This window comes from Nonomuraea sp. NPDC050547 (genome assembly GCF_044457345.1).
GTDB lineage: Bacteria > Actinomycetota > Actinomycetes > Streptosporangiales > Streptosporangiaceae > Nonomuraea.
The window spans coordinates 93,531-116,923 of sequence record NZ_JBITGW010000028.1 but is presented as its reverse complement, the minus strand read 5'-3'; the positions used below and the strand labels follow the sequence as shown (position 1 = coordinate 116,923).

Annotated in this window: 20 protein-coding genes; 18 read left to right on the top strand and 2 right to left on the bottom strand. The window is 72.6% G+C overall.

All coding sequences use genetic code 11. From position 1 onward, the window contains the following. The first annotated feature begins 70 nt into the window (after positions 1–70). Genes ACIBHY_RS49585 through ACIBHY_RS49560 form a run of 6 tightly spaced genes read left to right on the top strand, consistent with a single transcriptional unit; the run spans position 71 to position 7,256 of the window. Positions 71–1,669 carry an ABC transporter substrate-binding protein gene (locus ACIBHY_RS49585; RefSeq protein ID WP_397310444.1) on the top strand — a complete coding sequence of 533 codons (1,599 nt, stop codon included), beginning with the start codon at positions 71–73 and terminating at the stop codon, positions 1,667–1,669. After that, on the top strand, positions 1,666–2,625 hold the full coding sequence (locus tag ACIBHY_RS49580; protein ID WP_397248913.1) for an ABC transporter permease: 960 nt from the start codon (positions 1,666–1,668) through the stop codon (positions 2,623–2,625). Before ACIBHY_RS49585 ends, ACIBHY_RS49580 begins: the two co-directional genes overlap by 4 nt. Beyond that, positions 2,622–4,574, top strand: coding sequence for a dipeptide/oligopeptide/nickel ABC transporter permease/ATP-binding protein (locus ACIBHY_RS49575; protein ID WP_397310443.1), 1,953 nt, complete (start codon positions 2,622–2,624; stop codon positions 4,572–4,574). The genes ACIBHY_RS49580 and ACIBHY_RS49575 overlap by 4 nt, the downstream gene beginning before the upstream one ends. Then, positions 4,567–5,583: an oligopeptide/dipeptide ABC transporter ATP-binding protein gene (locus tag ACIBHY_RS49570; protein ID WP_397248917.1), complete on the top strand. Its 1,017-nt coding sequence runs from the start codon at positions 4,567–4,569 to the stop codon at positions 5,581–5,583. Before ACIBHY_RS49575 ends, ACIBHY_RS49570 begins: the two co-directional genes overlap by 8 nt. Further along, on the top strand, positions 5,580–6,485 hold the full coding sequence (locus ACIBHY_RS49565; protein ID WP_397248919.1) for a dihydrodipicolinate synthase family protein: 906 nt from the start codon (positions 5,580–5,582) through the stop codon (positions 6,483–6,485). The genes ACIBHY_RS49570 and ACIBHY_RS49565 overlap by 4 nt, the downstream gene beginning before the upstream one ends. A gap of 48 nt (positions 6,486–6,533) precedes the next feature. Continuing rightward, the gene (locus ACIBHY_RS49560; protein ID WP_397310442.1) at positions 6,534–7,256 is read left to right on the top strand and encodes a B3/4 domain-containing protein; all 723 of its coding nucleotides are present in this window, start codon (positions 6,534–6,536) and stop codon (positions 7,254–7,256) included. Between the two features lie 78 nt (positions 7,257–7,334). On the opposite strand, the gene ACIBHY_RS49555 is transcribed toward ACIBHY_RS49560, so the two are convergent. Continuing rightward, positions 7,335–8,153 carry an IclR family transcriptional regulator gene (locus tag ACIBHY_RS49555; RefSeq protein WP_397248923.1) on the bottom strand — a complete coding sequence of 273 codons (819 nt, stop codon included), beginning with the start codon at positions 8,151–8,153 and terminating at the stop codon, positions 7,335–7,337. A gap of 142 nt (positions 8,154–8,295) precedes the next feature. On the opposite strand from ACIBHY_RS49555, the gene ACIBHY_RS49550 reads away from it, so the two are divergent. Genes ACIBHY_RS49550 through ACIBHY_RS49515 form a run of 8 tightly spaced genes read left to right on the top strand, consistent with a single transcriptional unit; the run spans position 8,296 to position 17,659 of the window. Further along, entirely contained in the window at positions 8,296–10,140 is a 1,845-nt protein-coding gene (locus tag ACIBHY_RS49550) for a thiamine pyrophosphate-dependent enzyme (RefSeq protein WP_397248925.1), read from the top strand. Between the two features lie 46 nt (positions 10,141–10,186). Then, positions 10,187–11,632, top strand: a complete 1,446-nt coding sequence (locus tag ACIBHY_RS49545; protein ID WP_397248927.1) for a benzaldehyde dehydrogenase — start codon at positions 10,187–10,189, stop codon at positions 11,630–11,632. 9 nt (positions 11,633–11,641) lie between these two features. Then, on the top strand, positions 11,642–12,604 hold the full coding sequence (locus ACIBHY_RS49540) for an ABC transporter permease (RefSeq protein ID WP_397248929.1): 963 nt from the start codon (positions 11,642–11,644) through the stop codon (positions 12,602–12,604). Next, positions 12,601–13,650 (top strand): sugar ABC transporter substrate-binding protein, encoded by a 1,050-nt coding sequence (locus tag ACIBHY_RS49535; RefSeq protein WP_397248931.1) that lies wholly within the window; start codon positions 12,601–12,603, stop codon positions 13,648–13,650. The genes ACIBHY_RS49540 and ACIBHY_RS49535 overlap by 4 nt, the downstream gene beginning before the upstream one ends. A 3-nt stretch (positions 13,651–13,653) precedes the next feature. Next, positions 13,654–15,150: a sugar ABC transporter ATP-binding protein gene (locus ACIBHY_RS49530; RefSeq protein WP_397248933.1), complete on the top strand. Its 1,497-nt coding sequence runs from the start codon at positions 13,654–13,656 to the stop codon at positions 15,148–15,150. Beyond that, complete coding sequence (locus ACIBHY_RS49525) at positions 15,143–15,883, top strand: SDR family NAD(P)-dependent oxidoreductase (protein ID WP_397248935.1); 741 nt, start codon at positions 15,143–15,145, stop codon at positions 15,881–15,883. Before ACIBHY_RS49530 ends, ACIBHY_RS49525 begins: the two co-directional genes overlap by 8 nt. Next, positions 15,880–17,493 (top strand): GMC family oxidoreductase N-terminal domain-containing protein, encoded by a 1,614-nt coding sequence (locus ACIBHY_RS49520; protein WP_397248937.1) that lies wholly within the window; start codon positions 15,880–15,882, stop codon positions 17,491–17,493. Before ACIBHY_RS49525 ends, ACIBHY_RS49520 begins: the two co-directional genes overlap by 4 nt. 7 nt (positions 17,494–17,500) lie before the next feature. Next, a complete protein-coding gene (locus tag ACIBHY_RS49515; protein ID WP_184973862.1) occupies positions 17,501–17,659 on the top strand; it encodes a hypothetical protein in 159 nt (52 codons plus the stop codon). Here the strand turns inward: ACIBHY_RS49515 and ACIBHY_RS49510 are convergent. Continuing rightward, positions 17,656–18,402, bottom strand: coding sequence for a hypothetical protein (locus ACIBHY_RS49510; RefSeq protein ID WP_397310441.1), 747 nt, complete (start codon positions 18,400–18,402; stop codon positions 17,656–17,658). The two genes, ACIBHY_RS49515 and ACIBHY_RS49510, sit on opposite strands and share 4 nt — an antisense overlap. Before the next feature lie 308 nt (positions 18,403–18,710). On the opposite strand from ACIBHY_RS49510, the gene ACIBHY_RS49505 reads away from it, so the two are divergent. From ACIBHY_RS49505 to ACIBHY_RS49490, 4 genes are all read left to right on the top strand, one after another. After that, positions 18,711–19,001 carry an RNHCP domain-containing protein gene (locus ACIBHY_RS49505; RefSeq protein WP_397248941.1) on the top strand — a complete coding sequence of 97 codons (291 nt, stop codon included), beginning with the start codon at positions 18,711–18,713 and terminating at the stop codon, positions 18,999–19,001. After that, positions 19,001–19,363 (top strand): RNHCP domain-containing protein, encoded by a 363-nt coding sequence (locus tag ACIBHY_RS49500; RefSeq protein ID WP_397248943.1) that lies wholly within the window; start codon positions 19,001–19,003, stop codon positions 19,361–19,363. Before ACIBHY_RS49505 ends, ACIBHY_RS49500 begins: the two co-directional genes overlap by 1 nt. An 81-nt stretch (positions 19,364–19,444) precedes the next feature. Continuing rightward, positions 19,445–21,169: an ABC transporter ATP-binding protein gene (locus ACIBHY_RS49495; protein WP_397310440.1), complete on the top strand. Its 1,725-nt coding sequence runs from the start codon at positions 19,445–19,447 to the stop codon at positions 21,167–21,169. Next, positions 21,166–22,974 (top strand): ABC transporter ATP-binding protein, encoded by a 1,809-nt coding sequence (locus tag ACIBHY_RS49490; RefSeq protein ID WP_397310439.1) that lies wholly within the window; start codon positions 21,166–21,168, stop codon positions 22,972–22,974. Before ACIBHY_RS49495 ends, ACIBHY_RS49490 begins: the two co-directional genes overlap by 4 nt. Positions 22,975–23,393: the final 419 nt, after the last annotated feature.

Below are 23,393 nucleotides of genomic sequence, written 5' to 3'. Positions count from 1 at the left end.
GATAGGACATGGGATGTCCCACGTTCTACCCCTGGCCACATCCGGCCAGCGTATCCCCCAGGAGGCATCCGTGAGCTCTGAGTTCAGCCGCCGCGACTTCCTGCGCTACACCAGCGCCTCGGCGTTCGTCGTCGCCACCGTCGCCGCCTGCAGCGGCGGCCCCGCCTCGACCGGCTCCGTCGGCGCCGGATCGGACAAGTACCTCATCACCGCCGTCATCGGCTACGGCAACGACCAGAGCTGGGACCCCACCCAGACGGCGTCGGCCTTCGCCATGGCCGGCATCACCCACATCTACGAAGGCCTGCTCGACACCGATCCGATCACGCGCGAGCCGTACCCCGCGCTGGCGACGGCGCTGCCGGCGGACCTCAACGCGACGAGCTGGACCTTCACCCTCCGCGAGGGCGCCACGTGGCACGACGGGCAGCCCGTGACCGCCGACGACGTGGTCTTCACCTTCGAGCGGGTCCTGGACCCGGCGGCCAACGTGCTGGTCGGCAACTTCTTCAAGGCCTGGCTGAAGGAGGTCAGGAAGACCGGCGAGCGCAGCGTCGAGCTGGTCTTCAACTTCCCCTTCCCGGACGCGGCGCCGCGCCTGACCATCGCCAAGATCATGCCCAAGCACGTGTTCGGCGCCGCCGGCGGCTGGGACGCGGCCAAGGGCGGCAAGGCGGTCGGCTCGGGGCCGTACAAGATGACCGCGCACAACCCCAAGTCCAACACCGCCTTCGAGGCCTTCGCCGGCTACAACGGCCCGCGCCCGGCCACCGCAAAGCGCATGAACTGGCTGACCATCGTGGACGCCGCCGCCCGCGTGGCCAAGATCTCCGGCGGCGGCGCCGAGGCCCAGATCGCCGACAACATTCCCTACGCCAACATCGACCGGCTCAAGCAGCAGGGCCTGAACGTCGAGGGCGGCAAGGGCATGAACCACCTGTTCCTCATGTTCAACACCGCCGCCAAACCCTTCGACGACGTGCGCGTACGGCAGGCGCTCCACTACGCCATCGACCGCAAGAAGATGATCGACGTGGCGCTCAAGGGCCACGGCACGCCCTCCAGCTCGTTCCTCAACGAGGGCCACCCTGACCACAAGCGCGCCGCGGTCGTCTACGACCACGACCCGGACAAGGCCAAGGCACTGCTCAAGGAGGCGGGCGTCACCAACCTGACGGTCAACCTCATGGCGGTCAACGTGAGCTGGCTGGCCGACTGCCTGCCCACGATCGCCGCCTCCTGGGAGGCGATCGGCGTCAAGACCACGCTGGAGCCGCAGGACACCGCGGCGCTGTTCGCCAAGATGGACCAGATGCAGGACTACCAGGTGGTCGCGGCGGCATCGAACCCCAACCAGTTCGGCATGGACGCCGACCTGATCCTGCACTACAACTACGTGCCCGACGGCCTGTGGATGAAGTACTCCCACTGGGAGGCGAGCAAGGACGCCAAGGCCCTGTTCCGCATGATGGACGAGGCCACCCGCGAGCCGGGCAAAGCCCAGAAGACCGCCCTGGTCCAGAAATATCTGGATGTGATCGCTGAGCAGGCCGTCCTCTACCCGGTCGTCCACACCGAGCTCATGACCGCCTGGGACCCGAAGAAGCTGTCCGGCGTACGCGCCCAGGCCTACCCGGGCATCAACCTCCTGCAGGCCAAGAGGACATGATCCTCGTCGCCCGGATGCTGGTCCGCCGCGTCCTGATCCTCGTTCCGCTGCTGCTCGGCGTCATCGCGTTCGTCTTCATCGTGATGCGCTTCTCCTCCAGCAAGCCCGAGTACGCCTACTTCCAGGGCGCCAACCCCACCGCCGAGCAGATCCGCCGGTTCCAGCTGGAGAACGGGCTGCTCGACCCGCTGCCGGTGCGCTACCTGCGCTTCGTCGGCGAACTGGCCACCGGCGACATGGGCACCAGCGTGCTCACGAAGAAGCCGGTGCTGGAGTCGGTGCTCACCGCGCTGCCGCTGACGCTCCAGCTCACCCTGCTCGGGCTGGCCGTCGCGACCGTGCTGGCGCTGGTGTTCGGCGTCACCGCGGCGCTGTTCCGCGACCGCTGGCCCGACCAGGTGATCCGGCTGGTGTCGCTGGTCGGCGTGGCCGCCCCGGCGTTCTGGCTGGCCCTGCTGATGATCCAATGGCTGGCCGTGGGGGAGGGGCTGTTCCCGACCGGCGGCTACATCAACCCCGCCGACTCCACCGCCGGCTGGCTGCGCTCGATGACGCTGCCCGCCCTGTCGCTGTCGCTGCCCGTCGCCGCCCAGCTCATCCGCATCGTGCGCACCTCGATGGTCGAAGAGCTCGACCGCGACTACGTCCGCACCGCCGTCGGCAGCGGCCTGCCGCCGGTCGTCGTGGTCGGCCGCAACGTGCTGCGCAACGCCCTCATCAACCCGCTGACCGTGCTCGGCCTGCGCATCGGCTACCTCATCGGCGGCGCGGTCGTGATCGAGCAGATCTACGGCCTGCCCGGCATGGGCCAGCTCATGATCAACGCGGTGCGCGACGGCGACCCCGCCGTGGTGCAGGGCGTGGTGCTGACCATCGCGGTCGGGTTCATGCTGGTCAACCTGGTCGTCGACATCCTGTACCTGCTGGTCAACCCCCGCCTCAGGAGCGCCGCATGAGACGAGGACTCGCCGATCGGCTGGCCCGGCCGGGCGTCACCTTCCGCCGGCTGCCGCCGCTGTCGTGGGCGGCCGTTGTGCTGATCGCGCTGGTCGTGCTCGCCGCGTTGTTCGCGCCGCTGCTGGCGCCGCACTCGCCGTACTTCCAGGAGGTCGCCGGCGGCGGCCCGTCGGCCGCGCACTGGATGGGGCTCGACAGCGCCAACCGCGACATCCTTTCGAGGCTCCTGTACGGCGCGCGCTTCTCGCTGCTCATCGGCCTCGGCGCCACCGGCCTGGCCCTGCTGGCCGGCGCGGTCGTGGGCGCGATCGCCGCCACCTCCCGCAAGGCCGTGGACGAGACGCTGATGCGCCTGCTCGACGTGGTCATGGCCTTTCCCGGCATCGCGCTGGCCGCCGTGCTCGTGGCCGTCTTCGGCGGCAGCGTCCCGGTGCTCGTCATGGCCATGGCCTTCCTGTACATGCCGTCCGTGGCCCGCGTGGTGCGCGCCAACGTACTGGCCCAGTACGGAGAGGACTACGTCGCCGCGGAACGGGTCATCGGGGCGCGCACGCCGTACATCGTGATCAGGCATGTCGCGGTGAACACCGCCGCGCCCGTGCTGGTCTTCTGCACGGTGATGGTCGCCGACGCGATCGTGTTCGAGGCGTCGCTGTCGTTCATCGGCGCCGGCGTACGCCCGCCGGACCCCTCCTGGGGCAGCGTCATCGCCGACGGCAAGAACATGGTGCTGCTCGGCGGCTGGTGGGCCACGGTCTTTCCCGGCCTGCTGATCCTGCTCACGGTGCTCGCGCTCAACATCCTGTCCGAGGGCATCTCCGACGCCTGGGCGGCGCCCGCCGCCCGCACCGCGCCGCCCGCCCGCGACGACGACGCCTTCGAGCGGGCCGTGCCCGGCTCCGGCCAGGTCACCGAGCTGCCCGGTCTGGAGGAGGCGGCGCGCCGCCTGGCCGAGCGCGCCCGCCCGCTGCCCACGGGGCCGCCGATCCTCGCCGTGGAGAACCTCGCGATCGGCTTCGAGCACCGGCACGGCGGCGTCGACATCGTCGACGGCATCTCCTTCGACGTGCGGCCCGGCGAGGTGCTCGGCCTGGTCGGCGAGTCCGGCTGCGGCAAGTCGCTGACCGCGCTGACCATCATGGGCCTGCAGCCGCGCGAGGCCAGGGTGCGCGGGCACATCCGCTTCGACCAGCGCGAACTGATCGCCCTGCCACGCCGCGCCCGCAGGCGGCTGCTCGGCCACGAGATGGCGATGATCTACCAGGACGCGCTCTCCTCGCTGAACCCCGCCATGACCATCCGCGCCCAGCTCAAACAGCTCACCCGGCGCGGCGGCCGACGCACCCCAGCCGACCTGCTGGCCCTGGTCGGGCTCGACGCCACGCGCACGCTCTCCGCCTACCCGCACGAGCTGTCGGGCGGGCAGCGGCAGCGGGTGCTCATCGCCATGGCGCTCTCGCGCGAGCCCAAGCTGATCGTCGCCGACGAGCCCACCACCGCGCTCGACGTCACCGTGCAGGCGCAGGTCATCGAGCTGCTGCTGCGGCTGCGGGAGGAGCTCGGGTTCGCGCTCGTGCTCGTCTCGCACGACCTCGCGCTGGTCGCCGACGTCACCGACCGCGTGGTCGTCATGTACGGCGGGCAGATCGTCGAGACCGGCGCCACCGCCACGCTGGTCGGGGCGCCCGCGCACCACTACGCCCGCGGCCTGCTCGGATCGGTGCTGTCCCTGGAGTCGGGGGCGGAACGGCTCACCCAGATCCCCGGCGTGGTCCCCTCGCCGGCCGGCTTCCCCGCCGGGTGCCGCTTCGCCGACCGCTGCCCGATGGCCGACGCGCTGTGCCACACCTCGCGGCCGCCGCTGGAGGGCGACGCGCACGCGCACGCCGTGGCCTGCCACCACCCCGCGCTCACCCCGGCGGGAGTCCGAGGAGAAGAGCATGTCTGAACCCGCCGTCTCCGTTCCGGTAGCCGAGGTCTCGGGCGTGCACGTCGTGCACAAGGCCCGCTCCGGCGGGTTGTTCTCCCGCGACCGCGTCTACGCGCTGACCGCCGCCGATCTGGCCGTCGCGCCCGGCGAGACCGTCGGCGTCGTGGGCGAGTCGGGGTGCGGCAAGTCCACGCTGGCCAGGGTGCTGGTCGGGCTGCAGCGGCCCACCGAGGGGACCGTACGCGTCCAGGGCCGCGACCTGTGGGCCACGAAGGAGCCGGAACGCCGCGAGCTGATCGGCACCGGCGTCGGCATGATCTTCCAGGACCCGTCCACCGCGCTCAACCGCCGCCTGCCCGTCGCCCAGGTGCTGCGCGACCCGCTCAACGTGCACCGCCGTGGCACCCCGCGCCAGCGCGACGAGCGCGTACGCGAGCTGCTCGACCTCGTCGGCCTGCCCCAGAGCGCCGCCGACGCGCTGCCCGGCCAGCTGTCCGGCGGGCAGCGGCAGCGGGTCGCCGTGGCCAGGGCGCTCGCGCTGGAGCCCGGCCTCGTCGTCGCCGACGAGCCGACCAGCGCGCTGGACGTGTCGGTACGCGCCCAGATACTCAACCTGCTGCTCGACCTCAAGGCCCGGCTGGGCCTGGCGCTCGTGTTCGTTTCGCATGACATTCAGACCGTGCGGCGGATGAGCGACCGGGTGGTCACCATGTACCTCGGCAGGATCGTCGAGCAGGCTCCCGCCGCCGGCGTGCCCGGCGGGGCGCGGCACCCGTACACGCGGGCGCTGTTCTCCGCCACCCCCGGGCTCATCTCGCCGATCAACCCGATCCCGCTGGTCGGCGCGGTGCCGTCGGCGACCAGGCCGCCGAGCGGCTGCCCGTTCCGCACCCGGTGCTGGCGGGCCGACGACGCCTGTGCCGCGGAGATGCCGGCCGTACTGCGTGAGGGCGGGCATCTCTTCCACTGCCACCACCCCGTGACCGCGGGGGCGACAGACCTCGACCTGATCCAGGAGCGCGCATGATGTTGACCGGTGTGATTCCGCCGGTATGTACCCCGATGACGCCGGAGCACGAGGTGGACGCCGCCTCGCTCGTCCGGCTGATCGACCATCTGCTGGAGGGGGGCGTGGACGGGTTGTTCGTGCTCGGCTCCTCCTCGGAGGTGGCCTACCTGACCGACGCCCAGCGCGCGCTCGTGCTGGAGACGGTCGTGGGCCACGTGGGCGGGCGGGTGCCGGTGCTGGCCGGGGTGATCGACATGACCACGCCGCGGGTCCTGGAACACGCCCGCGCCGCCCGCGCCGCCGGAGCCGACGCCCTCGTCGCCACCGCGCCCTTCTACACCCGCACCCACCCCGCCGAGATCCGCACCCACTTCAGGATCCTCGCCGACCGGGCCGGCCTGCCCGTCTACGCCTACGACCTGCCCGTGTCCGTCCACATCAAGCTCACCGCCGACCTGCTGCTCGACCTGGCCGCCGACGGCGCGCTCGCCGGGCTCAAGGACTCCAGCGGCGACGACGGCGCCATGCGCCAGGTCATCCTCGGCCGCCCCCCGGGCTTCAGCGTGCTGACCGGTTCGGAGATCACCGTGGACTCCGCCCTGGCCATGGGGGCCGACGGCGTCGTCCCCGGGCTGGGGAACGTCGACCCGCACGGTTACGTCCGCCTGACCGCCGCCGCGCTGCGCGGCGACGCGGCCGCGGCCAGGGAGGAACAGGAGCGGCTGGTGCGGCTCTTCCAGATCGTGCGCGTCGGCGGGTCGCGCATGGGCGGCAGCTCGGCCGGGCTCGGCGCCTTCAAGGCCGCCCTGTGCCTGCGTGGCATCATCGACCACCCCACGACCGCCCCGCCCCAGACCCCGCTCAACGCCGACGAGACCGGCCGCATCGGCAAACTCCTCGCCGCCGCGGGCCTGATGTGACCTCCTGATGGTACGGCCCGCGCGGCCGTGATTGGTCTTGCCGATCGGGTGGGAATCGCGGCAGGCTGGTGGGCCATGTACTTCCAGCACTCCACCGCCATGTGGTCGGCCCACCCCGATCTGGCCGCCGGCGTGGTCCGCGCGGACGGCGTCACCGCCACGGCAGAGGTCGGCGAGCAGGTGGCCAGGTTCAGCGCGGTCGCGGCCGAACGGCTGGCCGGCCGTACCGAGTCCGACCTGCCGGAGATCCAGGCCTGGCGGCGGACGTTCGCCGCGATGGGCCTCAAGCCCACCCAGTACCGGTGCGCGTCGGAGGCGTTGCTGCGGCGCTTCAGGAAAGAGGGCGAACTCCCGCGCATCCACCCGCTGATCGACCTGTGCAACGCGATCTCGCTGGCCTTCGCGGTGCCGGTGGCCGCGATCGACCTCGCGCGGGTGACCGGCGACCTGACCGTGCGGCCCGCCGCCGGAGACGAGATCTACGAGACGTTCTCCCGTGAGGTGGAGAACCCGGAGCCCGGCGAGGTCGTCTTCGCCGACTCCGCCGGGCGGGCGCACGCGCGGCGCTGGACGAACCGGCAGAGCGGGTACTCGGCGGTGCGGGCCGGGACGTCGTCGGTGCTGATCGTGGCGGAGGCGCTGCACGCCACGGCGGCCACGGACGTCACCAAGCTCGCCCAGACGGTGTCCGACGAACTGACGGCCATCTGGCACACCACCCCCACCTCGGCCACTCTCACCGCGACCACCCCCCGCTTCCCCCTCACCTGAACCCCGCCACCTGCTCCGGGCCACCGCCTCGGGCCGCCGTCTTGGGTTGCCGCCGGCGCGTGGTGGCGGGGGAGCGGGCTAGGAGGGGAGGCGGCCGTGGAAGCGGGGGGTGCCCGTGGCGTGGAGGTCGGTTTCGATGCGGGCCGCCGTCGCGAGCAGGGAAGGCAGGAGGTCGCGGCGGGCCGACTCCGGGGTGGTACGGCTGGCGTGCGTGGAGACGTTGACCGCGGCCACCACCTGGCCGGTCGCGTCGCGGATGGGGGCGGCCAGCGACCGCAGGCCCTCCTCCAGCTCCTGGTCCACCATGGCCCACCCCTGCGCGCGTACCCGATCGAGCTCGGCGCGCAGCTGGATCGGCGAGGTGAGCGTGCGTGAGGTGTGACGCCGCAGCTTCGCCCGGGTGAAGTAGGCGTCGAGTTCGGCGGGGGGCAGCCAGGCCAGCAGGACCCGGCCCATCGAGGTGACGTGCGCGGGGAAGCGGGTGCCGATGTTGATGGTCACCCGCATGATCCGCGAGGTGGCGACCCTGGCCACGTAGACGACGTCCTCCTGGTCGAGCACCGCCACGGACGCGGATTCGTGCACCTCGGCCACCAGCCGTTCCAGGTGCGGCTGCGCGACTTCGGGCAGCGACATGCTCGACAGGTACGCGTACCCCAGCTCCAGGACCCTCGGCGTGAGCGTGAAGAACCGCCCGTCGGTCCGCACGTAGCCCAGGTCGGCCAGCGTCAGCAGGAACCTGCGGGCCGCCGCCCGGGTCAGTCCGGTGGCCCTGGCCACCTCGGCGAGTGTCAGCGCGGGATGTTCGGAGTCGAACGCGCGGATCACCGACAGGCCTCTGGCCAGCGACTGTACGTGTTCCGGCGCCCGGTTTTCGGAAGTGTCCCTACTTACCATGAAGTAACTATAGAACGTGTTCGCCATCCGTACATTCGTATGGACTGCGAACATCTATCCATTGACGTGACCCCGATCACCGCCTAACGTCACGGAAACGCACACTGTGCGAACGACTGTGCGGCATACGAACATCGAGGCGATGATGCAGACGGTCCGAGACGCCACCTTTGACGTGCTTCGGCGCTATGCCATGACCACCCTTTTCGCCAACCCGGGTTCCAGCGAGGTGTCCCTGCTCACCGGGCTGCCCGACGACCTGACGTTCGTTCTCGCGTTGCACGAGGGCTCCGTGGTGGGGATGGCGACCGGCCACGCCATCGCCACCGACCGCCCGGCGCTGGCGATCGTGCACACGACCGCCGGGCTCGGCAACGCCGTCGGCGCCCTGGCCACCGCGCGCGTCAACCGCGCGCCGCTGGTCGTGATCGCCGGCCAGCAGGACCGCCGCCACCTGGCGCTGGAGCCGTTCCTGACCGGCCGGCTCGACGGCCTCGCCGGCGACTACCCCGTGTGGCGGGCGCAGCCCGCGCGGGCCCAGGACGTGCCGGGAGCGGTGGCCCGCGCGTGGCACGAGGCGCAGACCGCCCGCGGACCCGCCCTGGTGGTGGTGCCCATGGATGACTGGCTCAGCGTCATGCCGCCGGACCAGGTGGTCGCCGCTCCCCATACGCTGCTGCGGCCCAGCGCGACCGCCCTCGACGCCGCCATCGAACTGGCCGCGCTCCTGAACGAGTCCGCCTCCCCGGTGATCGTCGCCGGCGCCGGCGCCGACCACCCGCGTACCTGGGCCGCCCTGGTCGCCCTGGCCGAACGGCTGGGCTGCCCGGTCTGGCAGGAGTCGTTCGGCGCCAGAGCCGGTTTCCCCCAGCACCACCCGCAGTACGCCGGAGTCCTGCCTTCCGGCCGGGCCCAGCAGCGCACGATCCTGTCGGGCCACGACTTCGTGCTCGCGGTCGGCGCCCCCGTCTTCCGCCACAACCCCTACCAGCCGGGCCACCTCGTCACCCCCGGCACCCGGATCGCCGTGGTCACCGACGACCCGTCCGAGGCCCACCGCGCCCCCGCCGACCTGGCCATCCTCGCCTCGCCCGCCACCGTCTGCGAACACCTGCCCACCCACCTCCACCCCCGCCCCGCCCCGCCCCGGGCGCTCACGAACCCGGCCACCCCGAACCACCAGGCCGAGCAGGAACCCGGCGAACCGCGCGACACCGCGTTCGCGTCGCCCGAGCCCGTGGACCCGCGATGGGACACCGGTGGGCGGCCCGCACCAAGCGCGGGCGGCATCGGGCCCGTGCAGAGCGCGGGCGACGGCGGGCGCGTGCTGAGCGGGGGCCGGTGGGCGACGGACGAGCCGGCGGAAGGTACATGGGAGCCGCGCTGGGTGGTGCCCGCCCAGCAGGGCCGCGCCGACGCGCACGGCCTGGTCGACCCCGGCGTGGGCGAGCCGCTGCGGGCCGCGCACGTCCTGGCGGCCCTGGCGGTACGGCTGGCGCCCGAGACGATCGTGGTCGAGGAGACCCCGTCGTCCAGGCCGGAGCTCCACCGCCTGCTCCCGGCCAGGCGCCCCCTGGGTTTCGTGTCGGCGGCCATGGGCGGCCTGGGCTTCGCGCTGCCCGCCGCGGTCGGGCTGCGCATGGCGCTGCCCGACCGCCCGGTGGTGGCGGTGGTCGGCGACGGGTCGGCCATCTACGGCATCCAGGCCCTCTGGAGCGCCGCCCGCTACCGGGTGGGCGCCCTGTTCGTGGTGCTGGCCAACGGCAGGTACGCGGTCATGGACCAGCTCGCCGAGGCGGCGGACGCGGGCAAGCCCCCGTGGCCTGCCTTCGAGGAGGTCAGCCTGAGCGGCCTGGCCACCGCGTTCGGTTGCCCGGCCCGCCGCATCACCGGCCACGACGAACTGCTGGACGTCCTCGACGGCGTCATCCCCAGCCTGCTGGACCGCACCCAGCCTCTCCTCCTCGACATCGCCATAGCCCCCTGACGCCGACCACCCCCCTCAAGGCCACAACAGCAGGAGGCCCACCCCCATGACCCTGCTCGACCCGTCCACCTGGACGGGACGCCTGTTCGGCGGCACCTGGACGCAGGCCGCCGCCACCGCTCCCGTCACCGAGCCCGCCACCGGCGTCCGTCTCGGCACCATCGGCCTGGCCACGCCGGACGACGTCACGGCCGCCGCCCGGCGCGGCCGGGCCGTACAGCCGGAATGGGCCCGCACGAACTTCGAGGAACGCGCGGCCGTGCTGCGCCGCGCGGGCCTGGCCTTCGAGCAGCACGCGGCCGAACTCCACGAGTGGATCATGCGTGAGTCCGGCTCCATCCGCGGCAAGGCGGGCTTCGAGACCCACATCGCCGCCCAGGAGTGCCACGAGGCCGCCGCGCTGGCCTCCCGGCCGATCGGCGAGATCCTGCCCACGGCCAAACGGCGGCTCAGCCTGGCCAGGCGGGTGCCGTCGGGTGTGATCGGGGTGATCGCGCCGTTCAACGCCCCGCTCATCCTGGCCATCCGCTCCGTCGCGCCCGCCCTGGCCCTGGGCAACGCGGTCGTGCTCAAGCCGGACCCGCGCACCGCCGTGTGCGGCGGCGTCTCGATCGCCCGCGTCTTCGAGGACGCGGGCCTGCCCGAGGGACTGCTGCACGTGCTGCCCGGCGGCCCCGACGTGGGGCAGGCCCTGGTCGCCGACCCGGACGTCAGGGTGATCTCCTTCACCGGCTCCACGGCCGCCGGCAGAAAGGTGGGCGAGGCCGCGGCCCGCCATCTCAAGCGGGCGCACCTGGAGCTCGGCGGCAACTCCGCGCTGATCGTGCTGGACGACGCCGACCTCGACCGGGCCGTCTCCGCCGGTGCCTGGGGCTCCTACTTCCACCAAGGTCAGATCTGCATGACCGCGGGCCGCCACCTCGTCCACGCGTCCGTCGCCGCCGAGTACGTCGGGAAGCTGGCCGCCAAAGCCGCCGCACTGCCGGTCGGCGACCCCTTCACCCAGGACGTGGCGCTCGGCCCGCTCATCGACGCCGGCCAGCGCGACAAGGTCCACGCGCTCGTCGGCGCCGGCGGCGAGGTGGTCACCGGCGGCACCTACGACGGCCTGTTCTACCGCCCGACCGTGCTGACCGGCCTCACCCCCGACAGCCCCGCCTATGCCCAGGAGGTCTTCGGCCCGGTGGCGCCCGTGCTCACCTTCCGCGACGAGGACGAGGCCGTGGCGCTGGCCACCGGCAGCGAGTACGGGCTGTCGCTGTCCATCCTCACCCGCGACGCCATGCGTGGCCTCGACCTGGCCGAGCGCATCCCGACCGGGATCGCGCACGTCAACGACCAGACCGTGGACGACGAGGCGGTCGCCCCGTTCGGCGGCGTGGCCCACTCGGGCACCGGCTCCCGCTTCGGGGGCGCCGCCGCCAACGTCGAGGCGTTCACCGAGACGCGCTGGATCACCGTCCAGGGCCCGATCGAGACCTACCCGTTCTAGGGAGACGGCGTGAAGCGTGTCTTCGGTGTGGACGAGTTCGGCGTCGTCGTGGTGCTCGTCGTGCTCGTGGTGGCCATCGGACTGTTCCACCCCGCCTTCCTCGACCGCGCGCAGCTCATCGACGTGGTACGGCAGGCCTCCTTCATCGGCGTGCTGGCCTGCGGCATGACGTACCTGCTCGCCATGCGCGAGCTGGACCTCTCGGTCGGATCCACCTACGCGCTCAGCCTCATCGCGGGCAGCATGATGATGCGCGCGGGCGTGAACCCGTGGCTGGCCGCGGCGGCCGGCGTGGCCGTGGGCGCCGTGCTCGGCCTGGTCAACGGGGCGCTGTGCAACACGCTCGGCATCCCGTCGATCATCGCCACGCTGGGCACCCTGTCGGTCTTCCGCGGCCTGGCCCTGGCGCTGAGCGAGGGCCGCCAGGTGGCCGGGCTGCCGCGCGAGGACGCCTTCTTCACGGTGGTCGGCGGCGACCTGCTGGGCCTGCCCACCTCGATCTGGGTGCTGGCGGCGGTGGCGATAGCGCTGACCGTGGTCTTCAAGGCCACGCCGTTCGGCTACCGGGTGCGGGCGATCGGCTCGAACCCCGACGCCGCGCGCTTCTCCGGCATCTCGATCCCGCGCGTCCGCCTCCAGGTGCTGGTGCTGTCCGGCGCGCTGGCCGGGGTGGCGGGCGTGCTCACGCTGGGCTTCTTCGCCTCCGGCCAGCCGACCATCGGCCAGGGCTACGAGCTGCAGGCCATCGCCGCCGCGATCATCGGCGGCACCCCGCTGCGCGGCGGTTCCGGCACGGTCTGGGGCTCCGTCCTCGGCACCGTGATCCTCGGGACGGTCGCCAGCGGACTCGTGTACTTCGGCGTCCCCATCAACTGGAGCCTGTTCGCCACAGGCATCGTCATCCTCCTCGCCGTCGCGCTCGACGCCCTGTTGCGCCGCCGCGGCTCCGCCAGCTCTAGGGAGTCCCTGTGAGGAACTCTGTGAAACGCGCCCTGATCGCCGCCGTCCTCGTCCTGACCGCCGCCTGTTCCGGCGGCGGCCCCACCTCCTCCGGCGCCCCGAAGATCGGGTTCTCGCTGGCCACCACCGACGCCGACTTCGCGCAGGAGATGGCGGCCGGCGGGCAGTTCGCCGCCGACGCGGTCGGCGGCGTCGACCTGCAGATCAGCGCCCCCAACTCGGTGGACCCGCCGGCCCAGGTCAAGCTCTTCGGCGACCTCGGCCGCACCGCGCCCGACGGCATCGCGATCGAGGACCTGGCGCCGGAGTTGTTCGTACGGCCGCTGGCCGACCTGGCGGCGCGGAAGATCCGGCTGGTCGGCGTGGACACCGTGCCCGCCCCCGGCAGCAACGTCGGCCTCTACGTCGGCAACGACAACCGGGGCGCGGGCAAGCAGCTCGCGCTCGAAGCCATCAAGCTCCTGCCGCCGGACGCCACCGGCGACGTGGTGCTCGGCACGCCGAACCCCGGTGTGCCGGTGCTGGACGAGCGGGCCAACGGCATGAAGGAGGCCTTCGCCGAGAAGCTGCCCGGTGTGAAGGTGCTCGGCCCCTTCGAGACCAAGAACGACCCGGCCGCCAACTTCGAGATCTGGAACGGGCTGGTCAAGGCCCATCCGAAGGCGCTGGCCTTCCTCGGCACCGGGGACCAGGACGCGTACAACCTGGCCAAGGCCAAGCAGACCGCCGGGGGCTCGTACCTGGTGGCCGCCTTCGACCTCGACCCCAAGACGCTGGCCGCGGTCAAGGACGGCACCAGCTTCGCCGCCATGTCCCCCGAGCACTACTTCAAGGGCTATGTCGCGATCCGCATGCTGGCCGAGGCCGCCAAGGCGGGCAAGGCGCTGCCCGAGGGCTGGGCCGACCCCGGTCACCTGCTCGTCACCAAGGCCAACGTCGACGAGATCACCGCCAGACAGGCCTCCGACCAGGCCAAACGGGCGTGGCTGAAGAGCCGGGCCGATGAGTTCTTCAGCGGTATCCAGGGCAGGCTGAGGCCGCTGAGCGAGGCGAAGTAGCCCATGTACCTCGCGTCGGGCATCGGCAAGCGCTTCGGTGGCGTGCGCGCCCTCGACGGCGCCCGCATCGAGCTGCGCCCCGGCAGCGTCCACGCCCTCCTCGGCGAGAACGGCGCCGGCAAGTCCACGCTGGTCAAGATCTTGGCCGGCGCCCTCCCGCCCGACGAGGGCGAGCTCCTGCTGAACGGCGCGCCCGTGCGCTTCTCCACCACCCGCGACGCGGTACGGCGGGGCGTCGCCGTCGTCTCCCAGGAGCCCAGCCTCTTCCCCGACATGGACGTGCTGGCCAACCTGTTCCCCGCCTGCGACCTGCGCCGCGGCGGCCTCCTGCTGGACAGGAAGGCCATGGCGCGCAAGGCAGGACCGGTCCTGGACGAGCTGGAGCTCACCCGCCCGCCCACCACCAGGGTGGGTGAGCTCACCCTCGCGGAACGCCAGCTCGTCGAGATCGCGCGGGCGCTGCTGGAGGACCCCGCGGTGCTCATCCTCGACGAGCCCACCTCGGCGCTCCAGGCCGACGCCGCCGCCCGGTTGCTGCGCATCCTCGCCGCGCTGCGCTCGAGGCAGGTCGCCGTCGCCTACGTTTCGCACGTGCTGGAAGAGGTGGTGCAACTGTGCGACGAGGTCACGGTCCTGCGCGACGGCCGCAACGCGCTGAGCGCCGTCCCGATGGCCGAGCTGACGCTTGAGAAGATCGTGCGCGCCATGGTCGGCGAGCGCCCCACGGTCCCCGCCGCCCGTGCCACCCGCCCCGCCGGCCCCGGTACGGCCGGCCTCCGCCTGCGCGGCGTCCACGTGCCCGGCCACCTCGACGGCGTCGACCTGGAGGCGCGGCAGGGCGAGATCGTCGGCCTGGCCGGCATCGCGGGCGCCGGCCAGACGGCCGTCCTTGAGGTCGTCTGCGGCCTGCGCGCCCCCTCGGCCGGCACGCTCGCCTACCCCGGAGGCGGCCCACGCCCGCGCGGCCTGCGCCAGGCCATCAAGGCGGGCGTCGCCGTGGTGCCCAGCGACCGCAAGCGCCTCGGCCTCATGCTGGACAAACCCCTCTGGGAGAACATCGCCCAGGTGCGGACCGTCGCGCTGGGCCGTACCGGGACCTGGGTGCGCGCGAAGGACCTGCGCGAGCGCGCGGTCGCGGCCACCGCGCGGCTGCGGATCCGGGCGAGCGGCCCCGGCCAGCTCGCCGGCCGGCTGTCCGGCGGCAACCAGCAGAAGGTCGTCTTCGCCAAGTGGCTGGAGGCCGCGCCCGGCGTCGTCCTGCTCGACGACCCCACGCGCGGCGTCGACGTCGCGGCGAAAGCCGAAATGCACGCCATCGTGCGGGAACTGGCCGCGGAGGGCCGGGTCGTGCTGCTCACCTCCACCGACCCGGCCGAGCTGGCCGAGGTCTGCGACCGGGTCCTTGTCTTCCGCAAAGGCCGCGTCGCCGCCGAACTGGCCGGCGAGCGGCTGACCGACCACGAGATCCTCCACCTCGCCCATGGAGCCAACAGTGAGTGATCGTCTCGCCGGACGTACCGCGGTGGTGACCGGCTCGGCCGGCGGGCTCGGCCGGGAGTTCGCCGCCGCCCTGGCCGCCGCCGGGGCGCGGGTGGCCGGGTTCGACGTCGCCGCCCAGAGCGCGACCGCCCGGCGGATCGGCGCCGCGTTCCTACCCGTCACCGTCGACGTGACCGAACCCTCGCAGGTCACGCGGGCCATGGCGCTGGTCGCCGCCGAGGCGGGCGGGCCGCACATCGTGGTCAACAACGCCGGGGTCTACCCGCCCATCCCGTTCGAGAAGACGACGCTCGACGACCTGCGGCGGATCCTGCGGGTCAACGTCGAAGGGCCGTTCACGGTGACGCAGGCGGCGCTGCCGTACCTGCGCGAGGCCGGGTGGGGGCGCGTCGTCAGCATCGCCTCCGGCGCCGTCTTCGTCGGCCCGCCCGACCTCGTCGCCTACACCGCCTCCAAGGCCGCGCTCATCGGCATGACCCGCTCGCTCGCCACCCTGCTCGGACCCGAGAACATCACCGCCAACGTCATCGCCCCCGGCCTGACCAGGACCGAGACCGCCGCGCGCAGCACCGGGGCGGACGGCGGGTTCGAGCGCGTGGCGGCCATGCAGCGGGTGCCGCGGGTGGCGGAACCGGACGATCTGGTGTCGACGCTGCTGTACGTGTGCGATCCGGCCAGCGGGTTCCTCACCGGGCAGACACTCAACGTCGACGGAGGGGCGGCCTTCCTGTGAACGTCTTCGACCGGCTCGTGCCGGGATCGGCTGACATCGGGGTCACCGAGTACGCCGCCAGGACCGACCCGCCCGGCCTCGCCGCCGCCCTTGCCACGCTGGGCCGTGCCGACCTCGCGGGCCAGGTGGGCAGCCCCGCCTTCGACCTGGTGCGGGCGGTCGCGATCGAGGCCTACTACGGGGACTACACCGCCCCCGGGCATACCGGGCCCACCGGGCATGAGGCGATCGGGTTCCAGCCGCCGCAGGGGGCTCGGCTGCGTAAGGACTGGGACTTCCTCGACGAGCGGCGGGAGCCGTACCGGGGAGACGACACGGCGGACGTGGTCGTCGTCGGGTCAGGCGCGGGCGGCGGGCTGATCGCGGCCGAGCTCGGCCGCGCCGGGCTGGACGTGCTGGTGCTGGAGGCCGGTGAGCTGCGCGGCGCGGCCGACCACACCCGCTTCGAGCTGCGCGCCAACCACCGGCTGTGGTGGCCGGCGCGGTTCGCCGACGTCGAGGGCGAGCGCCCGCTCACCCTCCTGTCCGGGCGCTGTGTCGGCGGCACCACCGTGATCAACACCAAGGTCGCGCTGCGGGCGCCCGCGAGCGAGCTCCCGTTCGACCTGACGCCCTACTACGAGCGGGTGGAGGCCGCACTCGGCGTGCGGGTCCGCGCCGACTGGCCGCCCAGCGTCCACCGGGTACGGCCCGGCTTCCGGGCACTCGGCACCGACCTGACCCCGGTCGAGTCCTACACCGACTACAACTGCAGCCGATGCGGCTCCTGCCTGCAGGGCTGCCCGACCAACGCCGGCCGCAACACCCTCAACACGTGGCTCGCCCCCGCCCTGGCCCGCGGCGAGATCCGCCTGGCCACCGGCGCCGAGGTCGACCGGGTGCTCATCGAGAACGGCAAGGTCACCGGCGTCGTTCACACGGGCGGCGTGGCCCGCGCGCCCGTCGTCGTCCTGGCTGCCGGGGCACTCAACACACCGCAGATCCTCCGGCGCAGCCCCGGCTTCCCCGACCTGCCCGGCACGCTCGGCCTGCACCCCGCCCGGCTCGTCTACGGCCTGTTCGACGAGCCGCAGGACTGCCACATGGTCTACCCGATCACCGCGCACTGCCTCGACTACCAGGAGGACTTCGTCGTCGAGGGCACCACCATCCAGGACCCGGTGGCCTTCGCCATGAGCCTGGTGGACGCCTCCGGCCTGCCTCTGTGGGGCGACGCTCTGACCGAGACCCTGCGTACGTACCGCCACTGGGCCGGGCTGCTCGTCATGGCCAACGACCTCAACACCGCCACGGCCGAGCCCGGCGACATCTTCCGCAAACGCTTCGCCCCCGTGGAACGCCGCCGCCTGGCCGACGGCCTCGCCTTCGCGGTCGAGGTACTGGCCGCCGCCGGGGCCAGGCGCGTGGTGTGGACCGGCCTGACCACCTCGCACGTCCAGGGCAGCGTCCCCATGGGCGGCGCCGTCGACCTCGACGGCGCCGCGATCGGCGTCTCCGGCCTGTACGTCGGCGACGCCTCCCTGATCCCCGTCTCCCTGTCGGTCAACCCGTCGCTCACCGTCATGGCCCTGGCCACCAGAGTCGCCGACGCCATCCGCTCCGCCCGATAATCAGCACATGACGCCCACTCCGACGCTGCCGATCGTCATCGCGGTCATCGCGATCGTCCTGGCCTTCCTGGTCACCTCGCCGCTGCTGATCGCCAGCCTGTGCGTGCTCGGTCTGATCTGCCTGGCCTGGTGGTTCATCCTCGACCGCCGCAACCGCCGAGGCTAACCGCGCGACCTCGTCCGGCGGGCCAGCCCCGCTCCGGCCCCGGCCAGCATGACCAGGCCCGCGAGCACCACGATCCGCCCATCCGGCCCGGCCTCACCACCACCACCCGTCTCCGCTCCACCGACAGGCGTTTTCACCTCGTCCACCGGCTCGTCGGACTGCACGGTCTCGGCGTCGTCCACGGTCTCGTCGGGCTGCTCGGTCTCGGCGTCCGTGGGGGTCGTCCCTCCTTCCACGGTGAGCGGGTAGTCCAGACCGGCTCCCCGCGCCTTGACCTCGCACTCGATGGCCCGCGCGCTGGGCGAGGTTCCGAGGTTGAAGGAGGCCGGGTGCACCGAGCCGCTGCCCGTCTGCTTGGGGGTCGTCTTGAGCTCGACGACGCTCTCGGGTAATGGGATGGGCTCCCCGGCGGCGATCTCGGGCAGCGTCGCCACCCCGGTGGCGGAGGTCAGTTTGTCGATCTTGCTGATGCCCGCGTAGACGTACAGCTTGAGCCCGGCTATGGGTGCGATCAGCTCGCCGCCCCCGGCGTACGAGCCACGCCACCCGATCGTCATCTGCTCGCCCACCTTCGCGGTGGGGGGCACGGTCAGGTCCACGTTCACCCGGATCTCCTGGGTCTGCGCGGTGGCGGTCGTGGTGCACGTGTACGTCATCACGCCGGCGCTCTCACCGCCCATCGGGAGGACGCCGGAGGAGGCGGCGAGCAGGACGACGGCGGGGACGAGCAGGTGGACGCGCATGGTGGCCCCCTCGGGGTGGGTGGGACGCAAGAGAGGACGGGGGAGAGGGGGGTTCGGTTGGCATGGGGAGAAAACCCGTGGTCGGGTGGGCCGGGGCGCTGATAGCGTCGCGATGTCCGTGAAGGTGAATCAACCGGGCCGCCGAGCCCCAGGAAGCAGTGATGTATGCCCCGGTCCGCGCCGAGCGCGCCTACCGTGTCTCGGGCCGTCACGCTGTCCCGGGGCTGCCGCATCGCATGCTGAGCTAGGCGGCTCGGCGCTTCCTTGCTGTCGTTCCACGTGGTTTCTCGGCAAGGAGCACCTCCAACGTGTCCGAATACTTTTCCTGTCCGGGGTGCGGGGTCACCTCGGACGACCGGCGTCATCACTGTCCCGAATGCCTGACGGCCGTACACGAGACCGACGGTGCGCGCATGGCGCCCATCGCGGTCGCCGTGCCGTCCGAAGGCGACTGGGTGGTCGTGCACCGGTGCGAGTCGTGTGGTCATCTCGTCTCCTCGCCCGCGCGCGGCGACGACAACGTCCTCATCCTCATGCGGATGGCCGTACGCCCGCTGGCGTCGCCGCCGTTCCCGTTCGAGCTGTTCGGGAGGCTGTGATGCGCGGGCGGGTCAGGAGGCCGCAGCGGCGTAAGGAGCCGCGGGCGGCGACCTTCCGGTGCGCCTCGTGCCGGATGGACGTGTCCATGCACGCGCCGGGCACCGCGCACCGCAACCACTGCCCGTCCTGCCTCGGCAGTCTTCACCTCGACCGGCGGGTGCCGGGCGACCGTGCGGCCGGGTGCGGCGGGCGGATGGAGGCGCTGGGCGTGACCGTACGCGACGACGGCGAGTGGCTGCTGATCCACGAATGCCGCCGGTGCGGCGTGCTCAGCGCCAACCGGATCGCCGGCGACGACAACGCGCTGGCTCTCATGCGGCTGGCCATGCGGCCGCTGTCGGGGAGCCGGCTGAGCATCTGAGCGGACCGCTACGCCCGGGGCGGAACCGCTTCCTCACCCCACGCGCGCCTCCCTACAGTCGATCGTGAAGGGAGGCGCGACGTGGCACTCTGGCGGCTGCTGGCCAGACATCTGCGCCCGCGTCGCCGCGCGGTCGCCGCCGTCGTCCTCCTGCAGGTGGCGCAGACGGCCGCCCTGCTCTACCTGCCCACGCTCAACGCCGTGATCATCGACGACGGCGTGTTCACCGGCGACACCGGGCTGATCCTGCGCCTGGGCGCGGTCATGGCCGGTGTGTCCCTCGTGCAGGGCGGCGCCACGCTCGCCGCCGTCCACCTGAGCGCGCGTACGGCCATGGGGGTGGGCCGTGACCTGCGGGAGGCGGTGTACCTGCACGTCCAGCGCCTGTCCACGCAGGAGGTGGGCGCGCTCGGCGTACCCTCGCTGATCACCCGCACCACCAACGACGTCCAGCAGATCCAGACGCTCGCGCTGTCGCTGCTGACGGTGATCGTCACGGCTCCGGTCATGGCCGTGGGCGGGATCGTGATGGCCGTCCTCCAGGACGTCGCGCTGTCGTGGCTGCTGGTCACGCTCGCGCTGGTCCTCGGTGCCGTCACGGCGGTGCTGGTCGGCAGGATGCGGCCGTTGTCGCGGGCCGTACAGGAGCGCGTCGACGCCGTGAACCGGGTGCTCAGGGAGCAGATCGCGGGCATCCGGGTGACCCGCGCGTTCGTCAGGCAGGACGCCGAGCGCGCGCGCTTCGGGCGGGCGAACGAGGAGCTGACCGACGTCTCGACCCGCCTGGGCTACACGTCGGCCGCGCTGATGCCGCTGGTGGTCAACCTGGTCAACGTCTGCGGCGTCTTCGTGATCTGGGCGGGCGCGCGGCGGGTCGACGACGGCGGTCTGGGCGTCGGCGAGCTGACCGCGTTCCTCACCTACCTGGCCATGATCCAGACCGCCGTGCTCACCGCCGCGTTCGTCATCATGAACCTGCCCAGAGCCGAGGTCTGCGCCGTCCGCGTCGCCGAGGTGCTGGACACCGAGCCCGGCCTGGCGCCGCCCGCGAACCCGGTCGGCCGGATGCGCGCCCCCGGCCGCGTCGAGCTGCGCGGCGTGCGCTTCCGCTACCCCGGCGCGGAGGACGACGTGCTCCACGGCGTCGACCTGGTGGCCCGCCCCGGCACGACGACGGCGATCGTCGGCTCCACCGGCAGCGGCAAGAGCACGCTGCTCAGCCTGATCCGCCGCCTGTCCGATCCCACGCAAGGCACGGTGCTCTTCGGCGGCGAAGACGCCACCACCCTCGACCCCGGCCTCCTGGCCCGGTCGGCGAGCCTGGTCGAGCAGCGCCCGCACCTGTTCTCCGGCACCGTGGCCACCAACCTCCGCCACGGCCGCCCGCGCGCCACCGACGACGAACTCTGGCACGCCCTCGGCATCGCCCAGGCCCGCGACTTCGTGCCCGCCCTCGACACGCCCGTCGCCCAGGGCGGCGCCAACCTCTCCGGCGGCCAGCGCCAGCGGCTGTCCCTGGCCCGCGCGCTGGTCCGCCGCGCGCCCGTGTACCTCCTCGACGACCCCTTCTCCGCCCTCGACCACACCACGGAGTCGCGGGTACGGCAGGCCCTCGCCGCCGAGACCGCCGACGCCACCGTCATCGTCGTGGCCCAGCGCGTGCGCGCCATCCTCGACGCCGACCACATCGTCGTCCTCGACGAGGGCCGGGTCGCGGGCGCGGGCACGCACGACGAGCTCGTCCGCGACAGCCCCGTCTACCGGGAGATCGTCCGTTCCCAGCTCGGCGAGGAACTGGTCGGATGAGCTTCGGGCGCACGGCCTGGCGCCTGCTGACGCTCCTGCGGCCGTCGCGCCGGTTGCGGGGGGTGGCGGTGCTCGGCCTGGCCAGCATCGTCCTCAACGTCACCGGCCCGCTGCTGCTCGGCCGCGCCACCGACCTCGTCGTCATCGGCGCGATCACCCGGCCGGAGCAGGGGATCGACGGCCGCGCGCTGACCCTCACGCTGCTGGGCGCGCTCGCCGTGTACGCCGGTTCCGCGACGTTCTGGATACTCCAGCGGCGCTACACCACCCGGCTCGTCCAGGGCGCCATCTTCCACCTGCGGCGGGAGGTCGAGGAGAAGCTCGGGCGGCTGCCCGTGCCCTACTTCGACCGGCAGCCCCGGGGGGAGGTGCTGAGCCGTACCACCAACGACATCGACAACCTCGCGCAGAGCATGCAGCAGAGCATCGGCCAGATCACCAACTCCGCGTTCCTGATCGTGGGGACGCTGGGGATGATGTTCTGGATCTCGCCGTTGCTGGCGGTGGTGGCGCTGGTGACCGTACCGCTGTCGGTCCAGCTCACGCGGGTGGCGGGGCGGCGGGCGCAGGTGGAGTTCGCGCGGCAGTGGCAGGCCACGGGCGAACTGAACGCGCACGTCGAGGAGGCCTACACCGGCCACACCCTGATCACCGCCTACGGCCGCGGCCAGGAGTCGGCCGAGTCCTTCCGCGAACACAACGCCCGCCTGTACCACTCGTCGGCCCGCGCCCAGTTCGTCAGCGGCGTCATCGGCCCGGCGACCGGGCTCGCAGGGAACCTCGGCTACGTGCTCGTCGCGGTCGTCGGCGGCCTGCAACTGGCCGCCGGTGGATTGACGGTGGGGGCCGTGCAGGCGTTCGTCCAGTACTCGCGCGAGTTCGGCGGGCCGTTGACGGCGCTGGCGGGTCTGGCGGGGGTGATCCAGTCGGGGGTGGCGTCGGGCGCGCGCGTCCTCGACCTGCTCGACGCCGAGGAGGAGCCCGCGGACCCGCCTGGGACGGCCGCGCCTGTGCGGGGCCGCGTCGTCTTCGAAGCGGTCTCCTTCACGTACGGCCCCGCGCTCCGCAAACCCGAGGCGGCGTTGGAACGCGCGGTCGCCCTCGAAAGCGCGGGAGTGCCTGGAGCTGTGTCCGGCGAGGCGGTGATCCGGGACCTTTCGCTGGTCGTCGAGCCGGGCAGCACCGTGGCCGTCGTCGGCCCGACGGGTGCGGGCAAGACCACTCTGGTCAACCTCCTGATGCGGTTCTACGACGTGACGTCCGGCCGTATCACCGTCGACGGGGTGGACGTCCGCGACATGAAACGCGACACGCTACGCGCGGCGACCGGCATGGTCCCCCAGGACAACTGGCTGTTCGGCGGCACCATCCGCGACAACATCGCCTACGGCCGCACCGGCGCGACCCAGGCCGACGTCGAAGCCGCCGCCAGAGCCGCCCACGCCGACCACTTCATCCGCACCCTCTCCCACGGCTACGACACCGTCATCGACCAGGACGGCGGCGCCCTGAGCGCGGGAGAACGCCAGCTGATCACCATAGCCAGAGCCATTCTCGCCGGCCCGGTCATCCTCGTCCTGGACGAAGCCACGAGCTCGGTCGACAGCCGCACCGAACTCCTCATCCAGCAGGCGCTGACCCGAGCCCGCCGCAACCGCACCAGCTTCGTCATCGCCCACCGCCTGAGCACGATCCGCCAGGCCGACCTGATCCTGATGCTGCACAACGGCACCATCACCGAACAGGGCACCCACGAAGAACTCCTCGCCGCCAACGGCCTCTACGCCGCCCTCCACACCCCCTAGCCCCAAGACCGGGCACGGTCACCAGGCCCGCCCCCGGCCAACCAATGCCCATCGGGTCCGGAGCCGTGCACGCGGCCTCCGGCTGCTTCACCTGCGCCGAGGCGGTGTCCCCCGAGGCACGGGGTCGTTTACCCGAGGGGTCATACGCGTCTGTGGGGTGCCCGCGACTGGGGCCACGCGGGTGTGGTGCGGGCGGGTCTGCGGCCACGCGGGTCCGCGCTACCCGCGCCTGTGGGTGCACGCGTGCGGTGGGCACGCGCCGGCCGGTGCACGCGTCGGTGTGCATCGCGCGCCGGTCGGTGTGTGCGTCCGTGGGTGTGCGCGCTTGTGGGCTCTCGCGCGGGCGGGTCTGCCGGCATGTGGGCGTCGTGGGCCGGTGGGCGTGGGAGACTCGGGGGAAATCGATTTCCAAGGGACTG